The 18,977-nt window shown below is 68.8% G+C and carries 9 protein-coding genes; 4 read left to right on the top strand and 5 right to left on the bottom strand.

Annotated features, from left to right (window positions below; all coding sequences use genetic code 11):
• Nucleotides 1-30 precede the first annotated feature (30 nt).
• The 4 genes from FE251_RS09650 (at nucleotide 31) to FE251_RS09640 (ending at nucleotide 2,905) form a co-directional block, all read left to right on the top strand.
• Complete coding sequence (locus tag FE251_RS09650; RefSeq protein WP_223147523.1) at nucleotides 31-1,602, top strand: serine hydrolase domain-containing protein; 1,572 nt, start codon at nucleotides 31-33, stop codon at nucleotides 1,600-1,602.
• A 127-nt stretch (nucleotides 1,603-1,729) separates the two neighbouring features.
• Nucleotides 1,730-2,074, top strand: a complete 345-nt coding sequence (locus FE251_RS09645; RefSeq protein ID WP_168202703.1) for an integrase core domain-containing protein — start codon at nucleotides 1,730-1,732, stop codon at nucleotides 2,072-2,074.
• Nucleotides 2,075-2,082: 8 nt separating this feature from the next.
• On the top strand, nucleotides 2,083-2,376 hold the full coding sequence (locus FE251_RS15520) for an integrase (RefSeq protein ID WP_168202594.1): 294 nt from the start codon (nucleotides 2,083-2,085) through the stop codon (nucleotides 2,374-2,376).
• A 139-nt stretch (nucleotides 2,377-2,515) separates the two neighbouring features.
• Nucleotides 2,516-2,905: a hypothetical protein gene (locus tag FE251_RS09640; protein WP_139948624.1), complete on the top strand. Its 390-nt coding sequence runs from the start codon at nucleotides 2,516-2,518 to the stop codon at nucleotides 2,903-2,905.
• Nucleotides 2,906-3,022: 117 nt separating this feature from the next.
• On the opposite strand, the gene FE251_RS09635 is transcribed toward FE251_RS09640, so the two are convergent.
• The 5 genes from FE251_RS09635 to FE251_RS09615 are packed head-to-tail and all read right to left on the bottom strand — an operon-like array spanning nucleotide 3,023 to nucleotide 18,819.
• On the bottom strand, nucleotides 3,023-4,234 hold the full coding sequence (locus FE251_RS09635) for an McrC family protein (RefSeq protein WP_139948623.1): 1,212 nt from the start codon (nucleotides 4,232-4,234) through the stop codon (nucleotides 3,023-3,025).
• Nucleotides 4,231-6,801, bottom strand: a complete 2,571-nt coding sequence (locus tag FE251_RS09630) for an AAA family ATPase (protein WP_139948622.1) — start codon at nucleotides 6,799-6,801, stop codon at nucleotides 4,231-4,233. The genes FE251_RS09635 and FE251_RS09630 overlap by 4 nt, the downstream gene beginning before the upstream one ends.
• Nucleotides 6,798-10,817 (bottom strand): Eco57I restriction-modification methylase domain-containing protein, encoded by a 4,020-nt coding sequence (locus FE251_RS09625; protein ID WP_139948621.1) that lies wholly within the window; start codon nucleotides 10,815-10,817, stop codon nucleotides 6,798-6,800. The genes FE251_RS09630 and FE251_RS09625 overlap by 4 nt, the downstream gene beginning before the upstream one ends.
• Nucleotides 10,814-13,654: a helicase-related protein gene (locus FE251_RS09620; protein ID WP_139948620.1), complete on the bottom strand. Its 2,841-nt coding sequence runs from the start codon at nucleotides 13,652-13,654 to the stop codon at nucleotides 10,814-10,816. The genes FE251_RS09625 and FE251_RS09620 overlap by 4 nt, the downstream gene beginning before the upstream one ends.
• Entirely contained in the window at nucleotides 13,654-18,819 is a 5,166-nt protein-coding gene (locus FE251_RS09615; RefSeq protein WP_139948619.1) for a DEAD/DEAH box helicase, read from the bottom strand. Before FE251_RS09615 ends, FE251_RS09620 begins: the two co-directional genes overlap by 1 nt.
• Between the last annotated feature and the right edge of the window lie 158 nt (nucleotides 18,820-18,977).

Here is an 18,977-nt window from a genome sequence, read left to right as displayed (position 1 = left end):
CCGGCGGCTGCCTTGAGCGAGGGGGACGCGATGGAGCTGAGGACGACGACGGTCCGGGCCGCGGTGGCGCTGCTCGCCGTGCAGGTACTCGTAGCGGCAGGGGTGCCTGCGGTGGCTGAGGCCGACGCGCCGCCCGAGGGGCAGGTGGTGCTCGACCTGTCCGCGGAGCCGCAGGAGAAGGACGAGCAGAGCGCGATGTTCTACTCCCCGCACGGCCACGCGACGCTGCGGGTGACGGCCGAGGGCCGGGCGGCTGGCCAGGTGCGCGTCAACGGCGAGGTGGTGCCGGGGGCGGCGGCCGCGCTCGCCCGCGGGAGGGACGTCGTCGTCGATGTCTCGGAGCTGGTCGAGGCGGGGGAGAACACGGTGGAGGTGCGGCTGGTGCGCGGGGAGGCGTACGTGAGCGTCGACTTCCCCGAGCTCGTCGACGTCGATCCTGCGGACGTGGGGGTGGACCCGGCGGTGCTCGCCCGGATCGACGCGGCGGTGGAGAGCCGGCTCGGGGTGGAGGACACCGACCGGTACACCGGAGCGGTCGCGCTCGTGGCGCACCGGGGGCAGGTGGTCTACGAGAAGGCGTTCGGGGACGCGCAGACGCACGACGGCGCTGACCTGCTGGCCGAGCCGCGGCCCGCGACCGTGGACACGATCTTCGACATGGCCTCGATCACCAAGGTGGAGGCGACGACGGCGGCCGTCATGCGGCTCGTCGACGAGGGCCGACTCGACCTGGACTCACGGCTGGACGAGCACCTGCCCGAGTTCGGCGACGAGAAGGGTGCGATCACCGTCCGCCAGCTCATCACCCACCGGTCCGGCCTGTGGGAGTGGCAGCCGACGTACCTGCACGGGCGCAACCAGGAGGAGGTGCTCGAGTTCCTCACCGACCTTGACCTGCGCTACGAGACCGGCAGCCAGCGGCGGTACTCCGACATCGGGTTCATGCTGCTCGGCGTCATCGTCGAGCGGGTCAGCGGGCAGCCGCTGCACGAGTACGTGCGCGAGCACGTCCACGAGCCGCTCGGGATGACCGACACATCGTTCCTGCCCGAGGCGGGACTGCGTGACCGGATCGCCGCGACGTCGCTGGGCAACTCCTACGAGTACACGATGATCGAGACGGGCAGCCCGTACCCGATCGTCGGGGACCTCTCACCGGCGGAGTTCACGGACTGGCGGGACTACACGCTGGTGGGGGAGGTCAACGACGGGAACGCCTGGTACGGCTGGGAGGGCGTGGCCGGGCACGCGGGTCTGTTCTCGACGGCGCGGGACCTGGCGATCTACGGGCAGACGCTGGTGAACGGCGGCGGCTATGGCGATGCCCGGCTGGTCTCCGAGACCACGCTGGCCCAGTTCCTCGCGCCGCAATACGACGGCGGGCAGGTGCTGGGGTTCTGGTCCGACCGGCTGTCCTTCGCCGGCCTGACCGGCGGGTACGGGCACAACGGGTTCACCGGGACGGAGTTCCTCTTCGACCCGGAGCGGGAGCTGGTGGTCGTATTGCTGACCAACCGGCTGCACCCGGACCGAGGGCCGGGGAGCATCACGGCGGTGTGGCAGGAAGTTGTGCGGGCGGCGGTGGAGGCGACCGAGCAGTAGGTGAGAGGGCCAGCCCTGATGGTCCTGCTGCTGCGCATGGCGCTGCTGGTAGCGCGAACGCGACGGCGACCGCGCCACCGCCGGGGAGCTCGTCGTGCACTCCGATGCGGGCTCGCAAGATACGAGCGTGCGCTTCACCGAGCACCTGGCCCTGGAGGGCATCAAGCCCTCGGTCGCCAGCGTCGGTTACGCGTACGACAACGCCCTGATGGAGTGCGTCATCGGGCTTTTCAAGACCGAGTGCGTGCGCACCGTGGTCTTCCACTCCGGGCCGTTCGAGACGATCGCCGAGGTCGAGTTCGCCACCGCCGGATGGGTCGAGTGGTACAACGACGCCCGCTTGCACAGTGGCTTCGGCGACCTCACGCCCACCGAGTACGAGCAAGCCCAATCCGCGGCTCCCGGCCGAGAGCCGCAACCCGTACGAGAGCGGCAGAGAACCTGGGACGGTTTAGGCTTCCCGTCACGGTGACGTGCCGGGTGCTCAAGATCGCGCGCCAGCCCCACTACCGCTGGCTCGCCAACCCGGTCACCGACTCCGACCTCGAGCGGGCCTACCGCGCAGGCGCCCTGTTCGACGCCCATCGGGACGACCCTGAGTTCGGCTACCGGTTCTTGGTCGACGAGGCCCGTGAGGCCGGCGAGCCCATGGCTGAGCGGGCGGCGTGGCGGATCTGCTCGCAGCAGGGCTGGTGGAGCATGTTCGGAAAGCCCAGGCGTGGTAAGGCCACGAAGCCCGGCCCGCTGGTCCACGACGACCTGTGCGCGCCGTAGTCGATGTTACGGGCCGGGTCCGGCACGAGTTCACCGCCGCTGCCCCGAACGAGCTGCGGCTCACCGACATCACCGAACACCGCACGGCTGAGGGCAGGCACTGCGTCTGCGTCGAGAAGGACGTCTACCCAACCGCATCGTGGGCTACTCGACCGACTCCCGGATGAAGTCCCGGCTGGCCGTCGCAGCGCTCTACAGTGCCCTCGACCGCCGCAGCGACGTCGGCGGTTGCGTGGTCGACATCGACCGCGGCAGTCAGTTCCGCAGCCGAAGATTCGTCCACGCCCTCAAGCGCCACTGCTTGGGCGGAGTCGGTGCAGCGGGCGCCACCGCTGCGATGGAGAGCGTGTTCAGCCTGCTCGAGAAGAACGTCCTTGACCGCCGCTCGTGGACCACTCACGAAGAACTTCGGATCGCGATCGTGACCGGATCGAGCGGACCTATCACCGCCGTCACCGACAGGCCGCTCTCGGCTGCCCACATCGAGTTCGAGACCATCACGACCGCGCCGGCCACTCAGGCGGCGTGACTCAACATGTCACCTGTCCGTGCACCAGTCCCGATCGAAGTGCGGAACCGATCTCGTGCCCGCCGATGTTTACGCAGGGTGAGCGAACGCAGGAGTGCGCCATGGCGACGGCACGGGTCACGCCGGGATTGTCACGGCAGCTGGCCATTCGACCGCAGTGGCTGCGAGATCGCCGACCTGGGCGAGAAGCGCAGTCGGGCTGGTTGTAACGTCGAGCGGCCAGGTGACGACGTCGATCTGTGTCCGAGCGATCCTGTGAGTGCTAGGGCGGACACCCTCCGCTTTGGACCCCGCGTACACCAGGTACCCCCGAGGCAGGCCGAGGATCGTGCAGTAAGCGTGCATCTGGTACAGGTCCGGAGTCGGGTACACGTCTGCTCGGGAAGCCAGCTTATATTTGGCGTCAAAGACGGAGCGGGGAGCGTTCGAAGCAATGTGGACGACGTCCGGCTTGACCGCCACCCGTTTCTCGGTATCGAGGAACACGGAGTACTGGCATTCTGTGCGGCCTGTACTGACCCTGGACAGGGCCTCCCTGAGGGCGGCGGCGACGAAGTCTTCGAAGGTCGTCGCCATGTCTACTGCGAAGGACGCCACCGGCTCACCGCCCTCGGCAGTGCCGAGCCCGATCGTGCGCAGCACGAGTTCGGAGAGCCGGAGCGCGGAGTGATACCGGGCGTTCAGTCGAGAGGGGCGCCAGCCGGGGATGGGTGCACCGGCGGGCAGCACGCTCGCGCCCTCGAGACGGCCGGTCAGGTGGATCAGCCGTCGCCGCAGACCTTCTTGTAGACCGGGCACCAGCGCCATCCTGTGCAGCGCGGTACGCAGGATGCGGTTCTCCGGGATGTCGACGGCGTACTCGTCGTAGCGGACCTCTAGAGGGAGGGGCAGTCCGGGGCGACGAGCGATCTGGTCTGCGACACGTACCCTCCCGCGGAGCACCGTCAGGCTCGCATCCTCGGTGACGTAGCCCTGCAGCACGCCGCGCAGAACGGCCTGGGAGGCGAGCCGCGCCAGCGTCTCGCCAACTAGGGGCCACACGTCATCCTCGGTCGCGCCGCTGAACTCCTCCGGGGACAGCCCGGGGTCGCGTGCGTAGCCGAGCATGAACATGATCGAGGCGAACCGTGCCTTCGGTTGCACAACGACGTCGTGCTGACCAACGCGTACGGCCCCAATCTTGTTGGGGAGCGGAGTCAACCGCCACCGGTCCTCGGGGACGGGCGCGACGTCGAGGAGACCTCGTCCGGCCAGCTCCGTCGCGACTTCAGAGGAGAGCGCGACCACCCGACCGGTCGGGTCGTTCTCGGCGAGCTCGATGCGTCTCACGGCGCAGCTCTGCCGCCTTCTTCGTCCGAGCCGACCGCGGGCAGGTTCGGGGTCGCCGACTCCACAGGCGGAGAGATGACTGTGTCGTTCAGATGTGCGAGGCGTCGCAATCGTGCCAGACCGAAACGGTCGGCGACTTCCCGCGGCGAGTGCTGACCGTAGAAGTGCTCCTCCAGGAGGGGCAGGATGTCGTGTCGCCAGACCCGGGCCAGTCCTTCGTCGGTGTCCGCCTCCTCGCGCATGAGGTACGAGGGGCCGATCTGGAAGTCGCGGTTGGCCTCGCCTAGCTCGCGGTTGAGCGCACTGAGCAGGTCCGCTCGGTCCACGGAGCGGTGATTCGACTCCAGCCAACGACGAAGCAGGCCGGCCACGGGCTCGCTGTCCGGGTGCATCTCGATGAAGGAGAAGCGGCGGCGGATGGCGGCGTCCACCAAGGCGATGGACCGGTCTGCGGTGTTCATCGTCCCGATGATGAAGAGGTTGTTCGGCAGGCTGAACCGCTCTTCTGGGGAGTACTGCAGGCCGATCCGCTCCCCGCGGTACTCCAAGAGGAAGTACAGCTCTCCGAAGACCTTCGCGATGTTGCCGCGGTTGATCTCGTCGATGATCAGGACGTACGGCGTGCCTGGGTCACGCTCGGCAAGGGAAGCGATCCGTCGCAAGGGCCCTGCCTGCAGCTCGAAGCCGACGCCACCGTCTGCTAGGCGGGTGGGCCGGTACCCCTCGAAGAAGTCCTCGTAGGCGTACGACGGGTGGAACTGGACGATCTGCACCGCGTCGTCCCCGGCGACGTGACGGGCGATCTTCCGGGCGAGGTAGGTCTTGCCCGTTCCCGGGGGGCCGTGGACGATCACCTGGCGCCTGGCCTGGAGCACACCGACGAACTCGTCGAGCCAGGCGAGGTCGAGGTGGAGGGCCGCCGCGAACTCGGCCGTCACTGGACGCAGGCTCGGAGTGACGTCGGGGTCCGCAGGCGTCACCGGTTCGGTGACTGCCGGTGCGGGCTCGGCCTGGTCGGCGACGAGCGCCTCAAGGACCTCGCGCGCCTCGGTGAGGTCGATGACCGTGCGGGAGCTCCCGAGGAGTGACGGCACGGGCGCGGGCAGCTCGGGCAGCGTCAGGGTCTCCGGTCGCCATTGAACTGCGCGCCGCAGGCGGGGCGCCTCATCGGCGTAGGTGGCTGGCCCTGCGAGGCGGCCGAGCCACACGTGGTCGTCATGCCGTGCGAGCACCACGTCGCCTTCGCGCATCCGGGAGAGGAAGGCGTAGTAGTCGTCGGTGAGGTACATCCGCTGGGCGTAGTCCAGGTGGTCGTACCCCGTGTTGATGCGTTCACGGACGTCGGCCCGATCGGCGCCCGGGGGCACCTCGCCGAGGTGTGTGGCGGCGAGGGAGACGAAGCCGTCGGCTCGCCACTGATCGATGAGCTCGATCCCTGCCGGCTTGGTGCGGACTGCCCAGGCGCGATCCCCGGCGTCCTTCACCTTGCGCCACTGGCTCACCCACGGCTCGGCGTACCAGTCGAGGCGCTCCGTGGCGTCCTCCTCGAGCCGACGCCGGATCGCCAAGAGGTCCCGGTCCATTGCTTCGCCGTCGGTCCCGCTGGGTCCACCGATCACGAGGGCGAACGCGTCGCGGATGTGCACCTTGTGGTCGTCGTTGACGATGCTCTCGAAGACGTCGGGGAAGGCCATGAACAGGAACGCGTTCCGCATCGCTGGGAGGTCGTTCGGGTCGTCGGCGACGATGGATCGGAACAGCCACGGGTCGCGCAACGCCGCGGCACGACCCGCGTCAGATGTGGTGCCCCAGCGGATGGTGAAGCGGGCCAGCCAGAGGACCTGCAGCCACAGCTGCTGGTTGAACCCTTGCCCGCCGTTGAAGCTGCCGCCGGACTCCGCCCCGATGACCATCGCCTCAGGTACCGGTGGGCCGTCCGGCAACCACCCCAGCACCGTCTGGACGTGCTCGCGCTTCTTCACCGCCGTGATGTTCGAGAGCGGCACGCCACGCAGGTAGATCACCTCGGCCGCTAGCAGCACGACCTCACGGGGTGCACCGCGGAGCTGATGCTCAAGCTTCTCGAAGAACGTCCCCGGACCGGTGTCGAGATGGTCGTCGATCGCGGACCGCAGGCGCTCGGCGTGCTCAGGCGTCCAGATCACGCACGACGGATCCACCACCGACCGCCTGTCACCCAGGAGATGCTCGAGGACCACGGCGGCTGCCTTCGCCACCGCCACGATGCGGTCATGCCGTTGGTATGGGCGGGTGGCCGGCGTCAGGTCCACAGGGAGCGCCAGGCACGTCCGGCACCACCGAGGGTTCCTCACGTCCACCACCGGCACGTCCCCGGCGTCACGCCACGCGGCGAGCACTCGCTCCCGGTCCCATGGCTCAATGTTCTGTGCCGGTTCGTGCCCGCAGTCGGCGGCGTGGAGAAGGTCGGAGTCACGCTTGTAGACGTAGCCCCTCGGAGCGTGGGCGAGCTGGTAATCCACGCCGTCGAACCGGCGGCGGCTGCCCGGTACGGCGCGCGGCGTCATCTGGACGGTGCTCTCGCTCATGGCGTGCCTCTCGACGTGCCGGACGGTTGAGTCGACGCGGGATGGCGAGGTCCCTTCCCTGGCGGGGGATCGAGGATCGTCTGGTACTCGGTGGCCGTGTCGATCGCCTTCTGCATACCGTCGTAGACCTCGAGGATCACGCGCTTGGTGCGGTACTCCCCGTGTGCTGAGACGTCTGCCCGAGCGAGTCCAGGAAAGGAGTCGAGAATCTCGACGACCGCTACAGGCTCCACACTATAGAGGCAAAAAAAGGCGGCGTCGAGCTCAACTTCGAGGGCCCGTCGTCGTTCCGGGGCCACCAGGAATGGCTGCCCGTAGTCGCCAAGGGCATGCGCGAACGGCGCGAGGTCTGTCGTGAAGTAGGTGAGTTCGAGGATGCGGGGCGCCAGCCAATCGCGCAGCGAGTCGGATGACCACGGAGCTTGCTCATCGAGGCGCCCGTCCACAACAACTGGTGCTTGATACACGAGGTAATCGGAAAGGTGGGTTCCATTGTTGCGGGCCCGTATGATGAAGTCAAAGACCAGGGAGTTGTAGTTCGCTAGCACGAATGGCTGGATCGACCAATTGCCGACCAGATGGCGGACCGTGTAGTCGGCTGCAGCCGCGGGGAGTGCGGCCGCAATCATCGTCCGCGCATCGGTGTTTCGCGCGATGTCGCGGTAGGCGACGACCCAGCCCGGCCAATCGGCGCCGTAGTGCTCCTCTACAAGAGTGCGCTTCAACCATGCTCTCGGCGTGACGCGTGTATTGGCGTCGCGCTCTTCCACTGAGTGCGGGGTGACGGTAGTGGTCGAGTAGGTTGCGAAGGTGTGGTTGTAGCGCGCAAATAGTTTTGCTTCATACACGGGGAGCCAGTCGCGGGAATGCGGATCGAGGCGAACCATGGCACCGGTCGACTCTGCGCGGTCTAGGTCGCTGAGGACGCTGAATCTCGTCGTCCGCTGTGAGATCGACGCGACACGCTCCGACCACACGACCGGATTGCCTCGGGCCAACGACACGTTCAATACGGCGTCCCGGCGCGTCCGGAAGATGGGCAGGGTGCCGGTGTTGGGGTTGAGGAGGGTGATTTCCTCCGGGGTGAGGGCGAAGCGGGTGCCGTCGATGTCCAGGGGGTCGTGCAGGAAGAACGCGAAGGTGGCCGCGTCGACGGGGCGTTCGCGGCCAGCCATGGTCAACAGGCAGAACTTGGTCCGTGAGTCGACGCCCTCGAAGAGCGGTGCCCGGTTCTCAAAATCGAAGAGCGCGGCCAGGGATCGGGTCTCAACCAGGTCTTTGAAGAAATACTGGGTGGTGGCGTCGGTGGCGATGCCGGTGGGGACGATGATCCCGGCCTGGCCCCGTGGTCCCGTCAGGGAGCGGAAGAGCTCGGCGAAGACCGCGTAGGTGTTGACGTCGCCCCGGCCAGCCAGGGGGTACCGGCCGGAGGTCCTCAGGAGGGCACTCTCGCCCTCTGCACGGCGCCGCGCGGCCAGGAAGTCAGCGTGGAGCGCACGGTCGGCCGCAGACTCGCTCGTCGCAAGTGCAGCGATGAGGCGGCGTCGCGCAGCAGCGTTCGGTGCGGTGGCGATCTGTGGGTCGCGCGCGGCGAAGAATTCCTGCTCCTGGAGCTTCACGCGCTCCCAGGGGGGGTTGCCGACGACGGCATCGAAACCGCCTCCCCATCCCTCGGTGCCGATGCCGTCGGCCAGTCGATCGAAGATCTCCGGAAACTCCAGGTGCCAGTGGAAGAACCGGTACTCGTCTGCGAGGCGTTCGACCTCTGCGCGTACGGGGGCGAGGGTCGGCGCGTGCGGCTCGCTGCCCAGGCGCCGCACGATGGCGCTTGTCGGTGGCTGCGCGTGGTGAGCGGCTTCGGTCTCGACCGTACGCGCAGGTGCAGGTACCAGGGACCAGGCGAACGCGGCCGCCCAGGCGTCGGCGTGGACCTTGCGGTCCAGGTAGTCGGTGGAGTGCTCGTAGTCGCGCCACCGGCGAGCGAGGGCGCGCACGGCGGCGGCGTCGTCCTGGGGCTGGAGTAGCGCTGCCCGAGCCCGGGTCAGGGTGTGCGTGGGTGTTGTGGCATCGAGGTCGAGGTCGAGCTGGTCCTGGCCGCGCCCGTGGGCGCCACGTTCAGCGCTGTTGCGTTTGCGGACAGCGGTGGCGACCTGCTTGTCGTCGCCCTCCAGCGGCTTGAAAGCTTCGTCGGGGACACCGGCGGCCAGCAGAGCCGGGGTGGTGCCGAGGAGGGAGTTGCCGACACGGATGCGGGCGTCGAGGAAGCTGAGCGCCTTGCCGGGTTCGACCGCTTCGAGCCAGAGGGAGACCTTGGCGAGCTCGGCGGCGAGCGGGTTGAGGTCCACTCCGTACACGCAGCGGCCGACCACGTCTCGGAGGGCATGGCGCACGTCGGCCGGGGTGGGCTCGTCCTCCCCGGAGCGCGCCGACGCCAGGCGCTGGGCGATCCGGCGAGCGGCAGCGACGATGAAGTGCCCCGAGCCGCACGCCGGGTCGCAGACGGTCAGAGCGAGCAGCCGTTGTTCGGCTTCTTGCGCGGTGCGCGCGCCGGCGACCGCGTCGTCCAGGACGGGGTCCAGGGCGGTGTCCAGGAGTGCGGAGACCAGCCCCGGAGGGGTGTAGTAGGACCCTGTGGTCTTGCGCTCGTTGCCGCTCAGGTGCTCCAGGGTGAAGCGGTGGTCCTCCACGGAGACCCGGGGCACTAGCTCCAGGAGAGCCTCGTAGACGCTGCCGAGTTCCTCGGCCCCTAGGTTGCGGTAGTCGACCGGCTGCAGACGCTGGCCGGTCGTCGGTAGCCAGGCGAGATCGCGGACCGCCGCCAGGAACGCGTCGTTGGCCAGTTCGGCGCCCAGCAGCGGCTCGCCCTGACCGTCCTCAGGGTCGAACAGCCCGCCGAGAGCGGGCAGGGCAAGGTCGGCTTGCCCGTCCCCGCCGAGGGCGCGCAGCACCAGGCGTTGGGCTTGCCACAGGTCGGCGTACGAGGCCGATCCTTGGCGCTGGCGGGCCTGAGTGCGCAGGCGCTGGGTGGACAGGTAGTCGGTGTAGCGCTGGCGGGCAGCGGCGGGTGCGGCCGGGTCCAGCAGGACACCACGGTCCTCGGTCACGAAGAGGAAGAGCAGGCGGTAGACCAGCCGCAGCAGGTGGCGGTGGAAGTCCTCGCTGCGCATCGCACCGCTGCTCAGGTCGGCCCGTAGGGCGCTGTTGCCCGGATGGGCCAGGAACCCGGTTCCCAGGTGGGTCAAGGCGTCCTCGACACCCGAGCGGAGCTTGTCCAGGGCGCGCGCACCGGCCTTGACCGAGTCGGCGCGCCACAGCTCGAGCCAGCACTCGGTGATGGAGGGCTCGCCGCCGTCGACTGCGCGGGCTTCGAGGCGGGACTGATGACAGGTCTGCCAGAACAGGAGGAACTCGGCGAAGAGCTCCCCGTCGAAGATGGCCTCGAGGTCGAACTCGATGAACGCCGACCCGGCAAGGGCGGTGGAGTCGCGCAGCAACCGCAGGCGCAGCCCGTTGGACACGATGGCCCACAGGTGTTCGTCGGTGCGGTTGAGCAGCTCCTGGACCATCGCCTGGGGGGCCCGGGTCGCTCCTTGGACGCCGGGGTTGCGACGGTCCAGGTCGACCCCGGGGGCGAGCAGGTGGATGGGTACGTGCTGCCACAGGTGGGAGACGGGGTAGTGATGGTCCTCGACGTCGATCCCGCCGGTGTGGGCGGCTAGACGCCCGTAGCCCAGTTCCTGCAAAAGGACCAGCAGCCAGCGCTCACGGACCGCGGCGGCACTGGTGCTGGACATCCCGCCCGGTTCGCGGGCCTGTGCCTCACGCCACGCTTCCCAGGCGCCGGTGAGGTAGGTCCAGGAGCGGTTGGCGGCATCGCGGATGCTCTCCCTTCCCGGCAGGTGGTACGAGGCGGCGGACCTTGATGTGGGGTCGCCGATGTCTCCGGCCTGGAGGTGCTGGAAGAGAGTCGGGGGGACGATGCCGCCCTCGAGGCGGATGGCCTGCAGGCTGCTCATGCCGCACCTGCCGGGAGGTAGACGAACACGCCCAGCAGGTCGACTGGCAGCTGAGGTTCCACCGACAGGCCCCGCAGTGTGAGGGCGCCGGCGCTCTCGCGGCCGCGGGCGGTCTGACGCACACGGGTATGGGCCTCGTGCAGCTGGTCGGCGGTGCGGTGCGCCTCCGCCTTGAGCTCGGCGTCCAGGTGGGGCAGGGCGCCCAGTACGCCGTCGATCATGGCGCGGGCGCGGTCGGGCGGGGTGTTGGCGGTGGGTCGGGCACTCATCAGGGCGGTGACCTCGTCGGCGGTGAGCCAGGTGGGGTTGGTCGGGACTCCGCGGAAGGCGAGCGTGCGTGCTTCCTCGGCGACCTCTGTACGGGTGCCGTGGCGTCCGGGCAGGGTGAGGTGGACGCGGAAGCGTGCCAGCAGCAGGACGGTCACGCCCGTGACGTCGGTCGTGGTGATCACCCCGGCTCGACGGGCGGGGCGAAGGTGGTGTTCCAGGCGGGGGTCCAGGGCGCCGTCCAGCACGAAGCGGGCCAGTGCTCCGACGCGCTCGTCGGTGCGGACCATCACGGCGGCACCCCGTGGGGCGGGCAGGTCACGGACCCACGCCAGTCTGTCGGGTGCGCTCAGCACGTCTCGCAGGCCGACGGGCACCGAGTGGGTGTGCAGGAGCAGACCGTCGGGTCGCGAGTCGACGCTGCCACCGACATCGGCGAGCGCGGTCCGGACGAAGCGCTCGACGTCATGCGGCCGTCCCAGGCGCGAGCGTGCGGCCTCAACCTCTCGGGCGACGTCGGACGGGTGGATGGAGGCCTGCGCGTACCGGCTGCGTGAGGCGGTCTCCTTCTCGGCAGCGGAGGTCCACTGCTCGTCCAGGTCGGCGACTTCCGGGTGAAGGTCAAGGTCAAGCGTGAGCTGTTCGCCTTGGCCCCCTCGCAGCAGGATGCCCTCCAGGAGGGCGGCCAGGACGCGGTCGTTGGTGTCGCTGGGTACGGGGACGCTGATGCCCAGGTCCTTGCGGATCTGGGCGTGTTTACGCAGGAGTACGTCCAGGACGATGCCGTCGATGCCGTTGTCGTCTCCGTACATCGTCACGGCGTGCACGATGTCGGCGGTCTGTCCGAACCGGTCGACGCGTCCCTCGCGCTGCTCGTGGCGGGTCGGGTTCCATGCCAGGTCGTAGTGGACGACGGCCTGGAAGCCCTCTTGCAGGTTGACGCCCTCCGACAGGCAGTCGGTGGCTACCAGGACCCGTCCGCCTGCGGTGTCCTGGTCCAGCAGGCCGCGGACGCGGGCGGCGCGATCCTCTGGTGCGAGCTCGCCGGTGACCACCTCGATGGGGACCCGTGCGAGTTGAGTCCGCAGATGCTCGGCGACGTAGTGAGCGGTGGGGATGAAGCGGCAGAAGACGATCGGGGAGATGCCCTTCCGCAGCAGGCCCTTCACCTGGGTGACCAGGGCCGTCAGCTTGCCATCCTCAGCAGGCGTGAGGGCCTCCGCGCGGCTGGCGAGGTCGGCCAGCAGTACGGCCTCGGGAGAGGCGGCCTGAGCTGGGATCGCGCCCGGTGCGGTGTCGTCGGCGTCGGTGGTGTCGTCCTCGACCTGGTCCAGGACTGCCGCCCGGCCGATGAGATCGGCGCCGTCCGGGGTGTCTGCAGCGGCAGATGCGGATCGGGCGCGCAGTGTTGCGGCCGCGGCCGCCGGCGAGGAGGCCAACGATCGGAGCAGCGACAGGGCCGACCACCATCGGACCCGCTGTTGGAGGGTCGTGCCGGATCGGTCCTGCACCTGACCGCGGGCGTAGGCGACGGCGTCGTCGAACAGGGCCCGGTATGCGTTGGACAGGGTGTAGGGGACCTCGCGGCTCTGGCGGTCGCTGGGGAACGTGGTTCCCTCGTTGAGGTATTTGCGCACGTCACCGCGGCGCCGCTGCACAAGGTGCCGCGCCAGGCGTTGCCGCGCGTTGTCGCTGGACAGGTCAATGGCGGCCAGGCCAGGGTCGAGGAGGCCGAGCATGTTGCGGAAGGCGCCCTCGTTGCCGGAGTGGGGGGTCGCGGTGACCAGGACGAGGTGTCGGTCAGGGTCGGCGGCAAGCTGCTGCAGGAGACGGTAGCGCTGGGTGCGGCCTCGCCCAGCGGCGCCGGCGTCGTCCACCACGCAGGTGTGTGCCTCGTCGACGATGACCAGGTCCGGGGCTGCCCGCAGGAAGTCGTCGCGACGGCGATCGGCTTTGATGAAGTCGGTGGAGACGATGGTGATGGGATGACGTTCGAAGATGGACTCCCCGTAGGCCAGACCGCGCTGCAGGCGGGTGACCGTCGAGCCCAGGACAAGCTCGGCGTGGAGCCCGAACTTCTCCCGCAGCTCGCCTTGCCATTGCTCGGCCAGGGACGGGGGGCACAGGACCGTCAAACCCCTCGCGGTGCCCTGGGCGAGGAGCTCGGCACCGACCAGGCCGGCCTCGATGGTCTTGCCGATGCCGACGTCGTCGGCGATGAGAAGCCGGACTGTCTCTTGGCGCAGTGCCATCAGCAGTGGGACGTACTGGTACGGCCGCGGGTCGACCGCTAGGGATGCCAGCGAACGGAACGGTCCCCCGGTGGAGCGGAAACCGATCCGCAGGGCGTCGCGCAGCAGGGCGGCGGAGCGGGCATCACCGAGGTCATCCGGGCTCGGAGGGGGAAAAGTGGCCGCTTCGACGGTCTCGACCGCCGGGAGGACCCCGGCCAAGTCGGCGTCGCCGCCTGCCAGAGGACGCAGGACAAGAAAGTCCTCGACGCTGTCCGGTAGGACGACCCATTCACGGCCACGGGCGCGGACGAGCGTACCGGGGGCGAAGCCGACCATCAGGCTGTCCCTCCAAAGACACTGGGGTTTTTCGTAATCGCCGCCTCGAGGGAGTCGGCGGGACCCACACGCACGACGTGCCACCCACCGAAGACAAGTGGGGTGACATCACGGGCGTGACCATTCTCGAAAAGCACGACAGCGTGAGCACTATCGAAGACCAGGTCCACGCTGACGCCCTCGACCTGGGTGTCGGTGCGGGTCGGGCTGCGCAGCCCGCGGAGGGCCAGCAGCTCGACCAACTCGGCGGCTCGGCCCGTGAGTACGCGCTCAAGGTGCGTGGGCGTGTCAGAGTCGTCGGGTCCGTCGGGGCCGCCCGGACCCTGCCGCTTGCCGCCCTCCTCGGTCGGATCAGGGAAAGTGCGCGAGCGGGCCAGACGCAAAAGGACGGAAGTGGCCTGCCGGCGGTCGATCTGCTCGTGGTGGCTCTGGTTTCCGTAGGTAAGCAGGCACCGATAGCAGCCCCGCACGCATGCGTCGGGTTCGTCCTGGCCCGTGATCGGGTCGACGTGGATGATCCGCAGAGCCTCCGCGGCAACCCGGGCCAGCGCATCGTCCTCGGAGTGGAGGCGGCGCAGCACGCCCGCGCCGCCTTCGGCAGCCTCGACCAGCAGGAACCGGCCCTGCTCGTCGTCGTCGGGCAGCTGTTCGCTGGTCAGCTCAGAGTCCTCGAGCTGGAAGGTCGCCTCGATGCCGCGCTCCACGGCGAACATCAAGGTGTACCGCTCGGTGTCGGTGAGGGTCTCGGCCCACCGGACCACGGCGATGTTGCGGCGGTCCTCGACGTAGGGGATCACGCGTGCCTTGCGCTTGACGTCGGCCGCAGCAGGAATGTCGTCGTCGGGGGCGTCCTTATCCAGTTCGGCTGCCTTGGTGTCGGACAGCCACTGGCCCTTGACGGTGTCGAGCCAGAACCCTCGGTCGGTAGTCGTCGCCCGCTTTCGTGGGCCGACGTTGGTGACGCGAAGCTCTGCGGCATCCCCGTAGCGCAGGTCCAGGACCGGGGTTCCCCCTTCGCGAGCCTGGGCACCGACACTGCCCGGTGCTGCGCCCCGGGGCAGGAACCGGTAGGTCGTGATCATCTCGAACCCGGCGCGTTGACGTTCTTCCTCATCGGCACTGATGCGGTCACGTCGGCGCGTGATGACTGTCTGCATCGGGAGCAGGTTGTTCAGCGCGTCCTCCAGCGGGCGTCCGCAGCTGTCGCATACGTCGATCCCAGGCTGACGGTCGTGGTGGTACCCGCAATGGAGGCACAGTCGCACCGCCGTGAGGGCCACGTTGCCGCCGTGGCCAGCACCCGCATCCTGACCGCTCTCGGGGCGGGGGAGATTGACGCGGAAGACCTGGTAGCGCGCCCCCTCGTGGTAGATCAGCGCGTTGGGCCCGAACTCCCGCAGCGCCAGGAACCTGGGTCGCTGCAGCCAGGTTGAGCCTGCTCCACGTTGCCCGGGCACGTAGGCGGCCAGGGGCAGGCGGGGGAAGGAGTAGCCGGGAAGGAAACCCTCCGAGGCGAAGTACCGGTAGGGGTAGAAGTCGCCCTGACCAAACGTGTCCATCTCGTTGAGCAGGAGGTCGCGCTGCCGACGCGCCTCGCTCTGGCGGGCCTCGGCGTTCTGCCGGTCCCTTTTCGGCAGTCCGGCGTCGGAGGCCATTCTGTACGCCGCGTCCATCTCGGCTCGCGCGGTCTGGTCCAGCGTGCGCCAGCGGTCGCATGCAGTGTCGAAGCTCGCGGCGGCGCGGGCCACGACGTCGTCGACCCACTGCGGGGTCCACCAGGCGGCCGCTTGTAGCTCGGGCACCAGAGGGTGCAGGACAGCACGGGCCGCAGCGGAGGCCCTGGCCGGTAGGTCCGGGTCGGCAAAGGCCGCGAGTAGGTCGGGTGTGACGGGGTAGCCCGGCTGGTCGACCTCGACGACGTCCTTCATCGACCGGCCAAGGCTGGCCGGGGTGCATGCGAGCCAGATGGCGTGCACGTGGGAGCGGAGGAGGTCCTCGTTCGCCAGGTCGATCCTCGGCGGAAGGACGCGTCCGGCGACCATCTGGTCGCTGCGCTTGAAGTAATACGAGTCATGGGCGTTGCCGCTGGCGCAGTAGGTGACCACGACAGCGGGCTGTCCAGAGCGACCCGCCCGTCCGGAACGCTGGGCGTAGTTGGCCGGGGTGGGCGGAACGTTGCGCATCGCGACGGTGTTGAGCGAGGCGATGTCGACCCCGAGCTCCATTGTGGGCGAGCAGTACAGCAGCTTGAGCTCGCCGGTCCGGAAGCGGTTCTCGCGGTCCTGCCGGTCCTCGGCGCGGACCTGGGCGGTGTGTTCGCGGGCGACGAGTCCGGCGAGTTCACGACCGGCATCGCGGTAGAGGTCCCGAAAGAACGGGACGACCCGAGGAGCCTTCTCCGCGGCGAGGGTCCGGCGAACGGGGTCCGGGGCACCGTGCTCGCCGTCGGAGGGCAGCAGGCGGATCTGGTGGGCCTTGAGACGGAACCCGTCGACCGGACCGTCCTTGGCCCGGGCGAGGAAGCCGTTGTCGGCCAGGAACGGGACGAGGGACTCGATGACCTCGTTCGTGGTGGTGAGGTCCAGCCTGCCGGCGTCGGGAAACTCCCGGGCGAGCCAGCGACCGAAGGCGCCCCTGGCGGACAGGGACAGCACATTGCGGGGACTTCCCTGGGTCTGGGACCCGATCGCGGCGATGCCTACGTAAGGGACCTGCTCGTTCTCTTCGACCGTCCAGACCCCGGTCAGGTGCTCGCGGCTCAGGGTGCGCAGGCGGTCGATGTGTTCCTGGCTGAACAGATCGGTGTCGATCGCCATAACCCGGCGGAACTCGTCCAGCAGGACTTGGACGATCTCGTAGCGCAGACCTGGTGCCGCTGAACGCAGGAGCTCGTGCGTACTGGTCCAGTACTCCTCGGCCTTGCAGAAGCGTTCAGCGATCGGGTAGTGGACGCGGATCAGCCCGGTCTGTTCGAGGTTGGGAAGGGTGATGCGCCAACCGCGCTTGAGGTCCAGCATCGCCCGAAAGGCGACCACCTGACGCAGTGCTCGCTGTGCCTGGGACAGGTCGAACGCGTTCGGAATCTGGGCGTAGTGGCGCGGGTCCAGGGAGAGGACCTTCGGCAGGGTCTCGGCGAACTCCAGTGGGTCCAGCCCTCCTGCTCCCTCCGCGGCTGTGGCCGCCGCGAACACCGCGGAACGCAGCTGCCCGACCAGGGCAAAGTCGTTGACGTGACCGGCCTGCAGGCTCGCGTCCTGACGGTTGTCGACGAACGTGAGTAGCTTCCGCACCTCGGTCGGAAGTCCTTCGGCGGCGTCGAGCGACCGGACGATGCTGGTCGACAGCACGGTCATCGCCGAGGACCTGCCCTCCTGGTCCAGGGCCACGACCTTGGAGAGCTCAGAGGTGCGGGGCTGGTTGTACGTCACCCCGCAACGCAAGCAAAAGAGCAACGCGCCTGGAATCCAGGTCGCCAGAAGGTCCGAGGTGGCCTCGTTCAGGTCTTGTGGAAGCGTGGCTTCACCCATGGGGCCCACCCGCACCGGGCGAGGGACCTTCTTGCGTCGGGAGGCGATCACCTTGGTCCCCGACGTCGTCTCTTCCAGCCATGACGTGGGGAGCCGGTCGATCGGGTCGGCCGGCCAGGGGTCGGCGGTGTCGACGAACAGGTAGCCGTCGTACTCGTCGGTCAGCTGGAGCCCGGTGCGCGCGACGAACCGCTGGCGCCTCTCGTCGTGGCGGGCCATGAGGTACTCCTGGCCGCACTCACGACAGAAGGCCAGCGGGTACAGGCGCCGCTCCGGCGAAGGCACGACCACCTGGTACTCGTGCTCGATGGCCCGAGTGGCCTCTGGCTCGGCGGTGACGTAGACGGAGGCACCCTTCGAAATGAACTGGTGCAGGCGGAAGGCGAACAATGGCCGGCCGGTCGCTGGGTCCTTGGCGCGTGAGCCGGCCAACAGGGTCTGGCGGATGGCGATCTGGCACGCCACCGGGCGTCGGCCGGTTAATTCGGCAAGCGCTGCTCCAGCCTGCTCGACGGTGCGGGGTGTACTGCGGACTAGGACACCAGATTCCGGCTCAGCGGTCAGGCCAAAGGTGTCCTCAATCCACGAGGCGAGCGGATCCGACCTCAGCGACCCATAGCCAGCGCTCAGGGCCGCGTCGGACGCCTCCGCGTCGCCGCGGGCATCGACGGCGGCCGCCAGGGCGCCTGGGTGAGGCGTGCGGTCGGTGGTCGCACGCACCAGGGTCTCGGTGATGATGTGCTCCGCGGCCACCGCGCTGCCAAAGATTCGCGAGGCGACCTCCGCAACCTCGCGGCGCTGCTCGGCGACGGTCTGGGCCGTGGACATCGTCGCGGAGGTACCGATGCACTGGAGGGCATCCCCGGCGCCTGTCGCCTGTCGGACACGGCGTACCAGCATGGAGACGTCGGCTCCTTGCCGCCCCCGGTAGGTGTGCAGCTCGTCCAGGACGAGGAACTGGAGCCCGCGTGCCGCGCCGAGGAGCTTCTCGCGCTCCTTCGGGCGAGTGAGGACCAGTTCCAGCATGACGTAGTTGGTGAGCAGGATGTCCGGTGGATCGGCGAGGATCCGCATCCGGTCCTCCTCGGACTCCTGGCCGGTATACCGCTCGAACGTCACCGGCTCGTTGCCGTCCCCGAAGCCTTCGTGAAGGAACTTGCGAAGCTCCTCGCGCTGGCTGTTCGCCAGGGCGTTCATCGGGTACACGACGATCGCCTTGACGCCCTTACCGCTGCCCTGGCGCAGGACCCGGTCCACGATCGGGACGATGTAGGCCAGGGACTTGCCCGACCCGGTCCCCGTCGTCAAGGCGTAGGAAGCCCCCGTCGCCGCGACCTCGATCGCTTCGCGCTGGTGTCGGTGGAGCGTCAGCGGGCGCGAGGTCGACGGCTCGTTCTTACCCACCCGGAAGATGTCACCGGCGGCGGCATGCAACACGCCCGATGCGACAAGCTCGTCGACCGTGCCCCCGCTCTCGAACGACGGATTCAGGGAGAGCCATGGGTCCGGCCACTGGGCGCCGCGGGCAGCCTGCTCGCGCACGGAGTCAACGATGCGTTCGTCACGAAGGTCGACGAACCCCTCGGTGAACTTCCGGTAGTCGTCGATTAGCGCTTCGTGGACCTTGAACGCATCCATGTCGTTGTCGTCACGCTCACTCTACATCGTTGGGAGCCGTTGCAGCAGTGCCGTCCAGCATCCCGGGACTGCAAGGCCTCATACAATGTACCGGGTCTGCTGCACGGATACGTGACATCTGATCTGTGGTGCCGGCAGGTGCCACTGGAAAGATGTGC

Source organism: Georgenia wutianyii (assembly GCF_006349365.1).
GTDB classification, from domain to species: Bacteria; Actinomycetota; Actinomycetes; order Actinomycetales; family Actinomycetaceae; genus Oceanitalea; species Oceanitalea wutianyii.
This window is presented reverse-complemented; position numbering and strand designations above follow the sequence as displayed.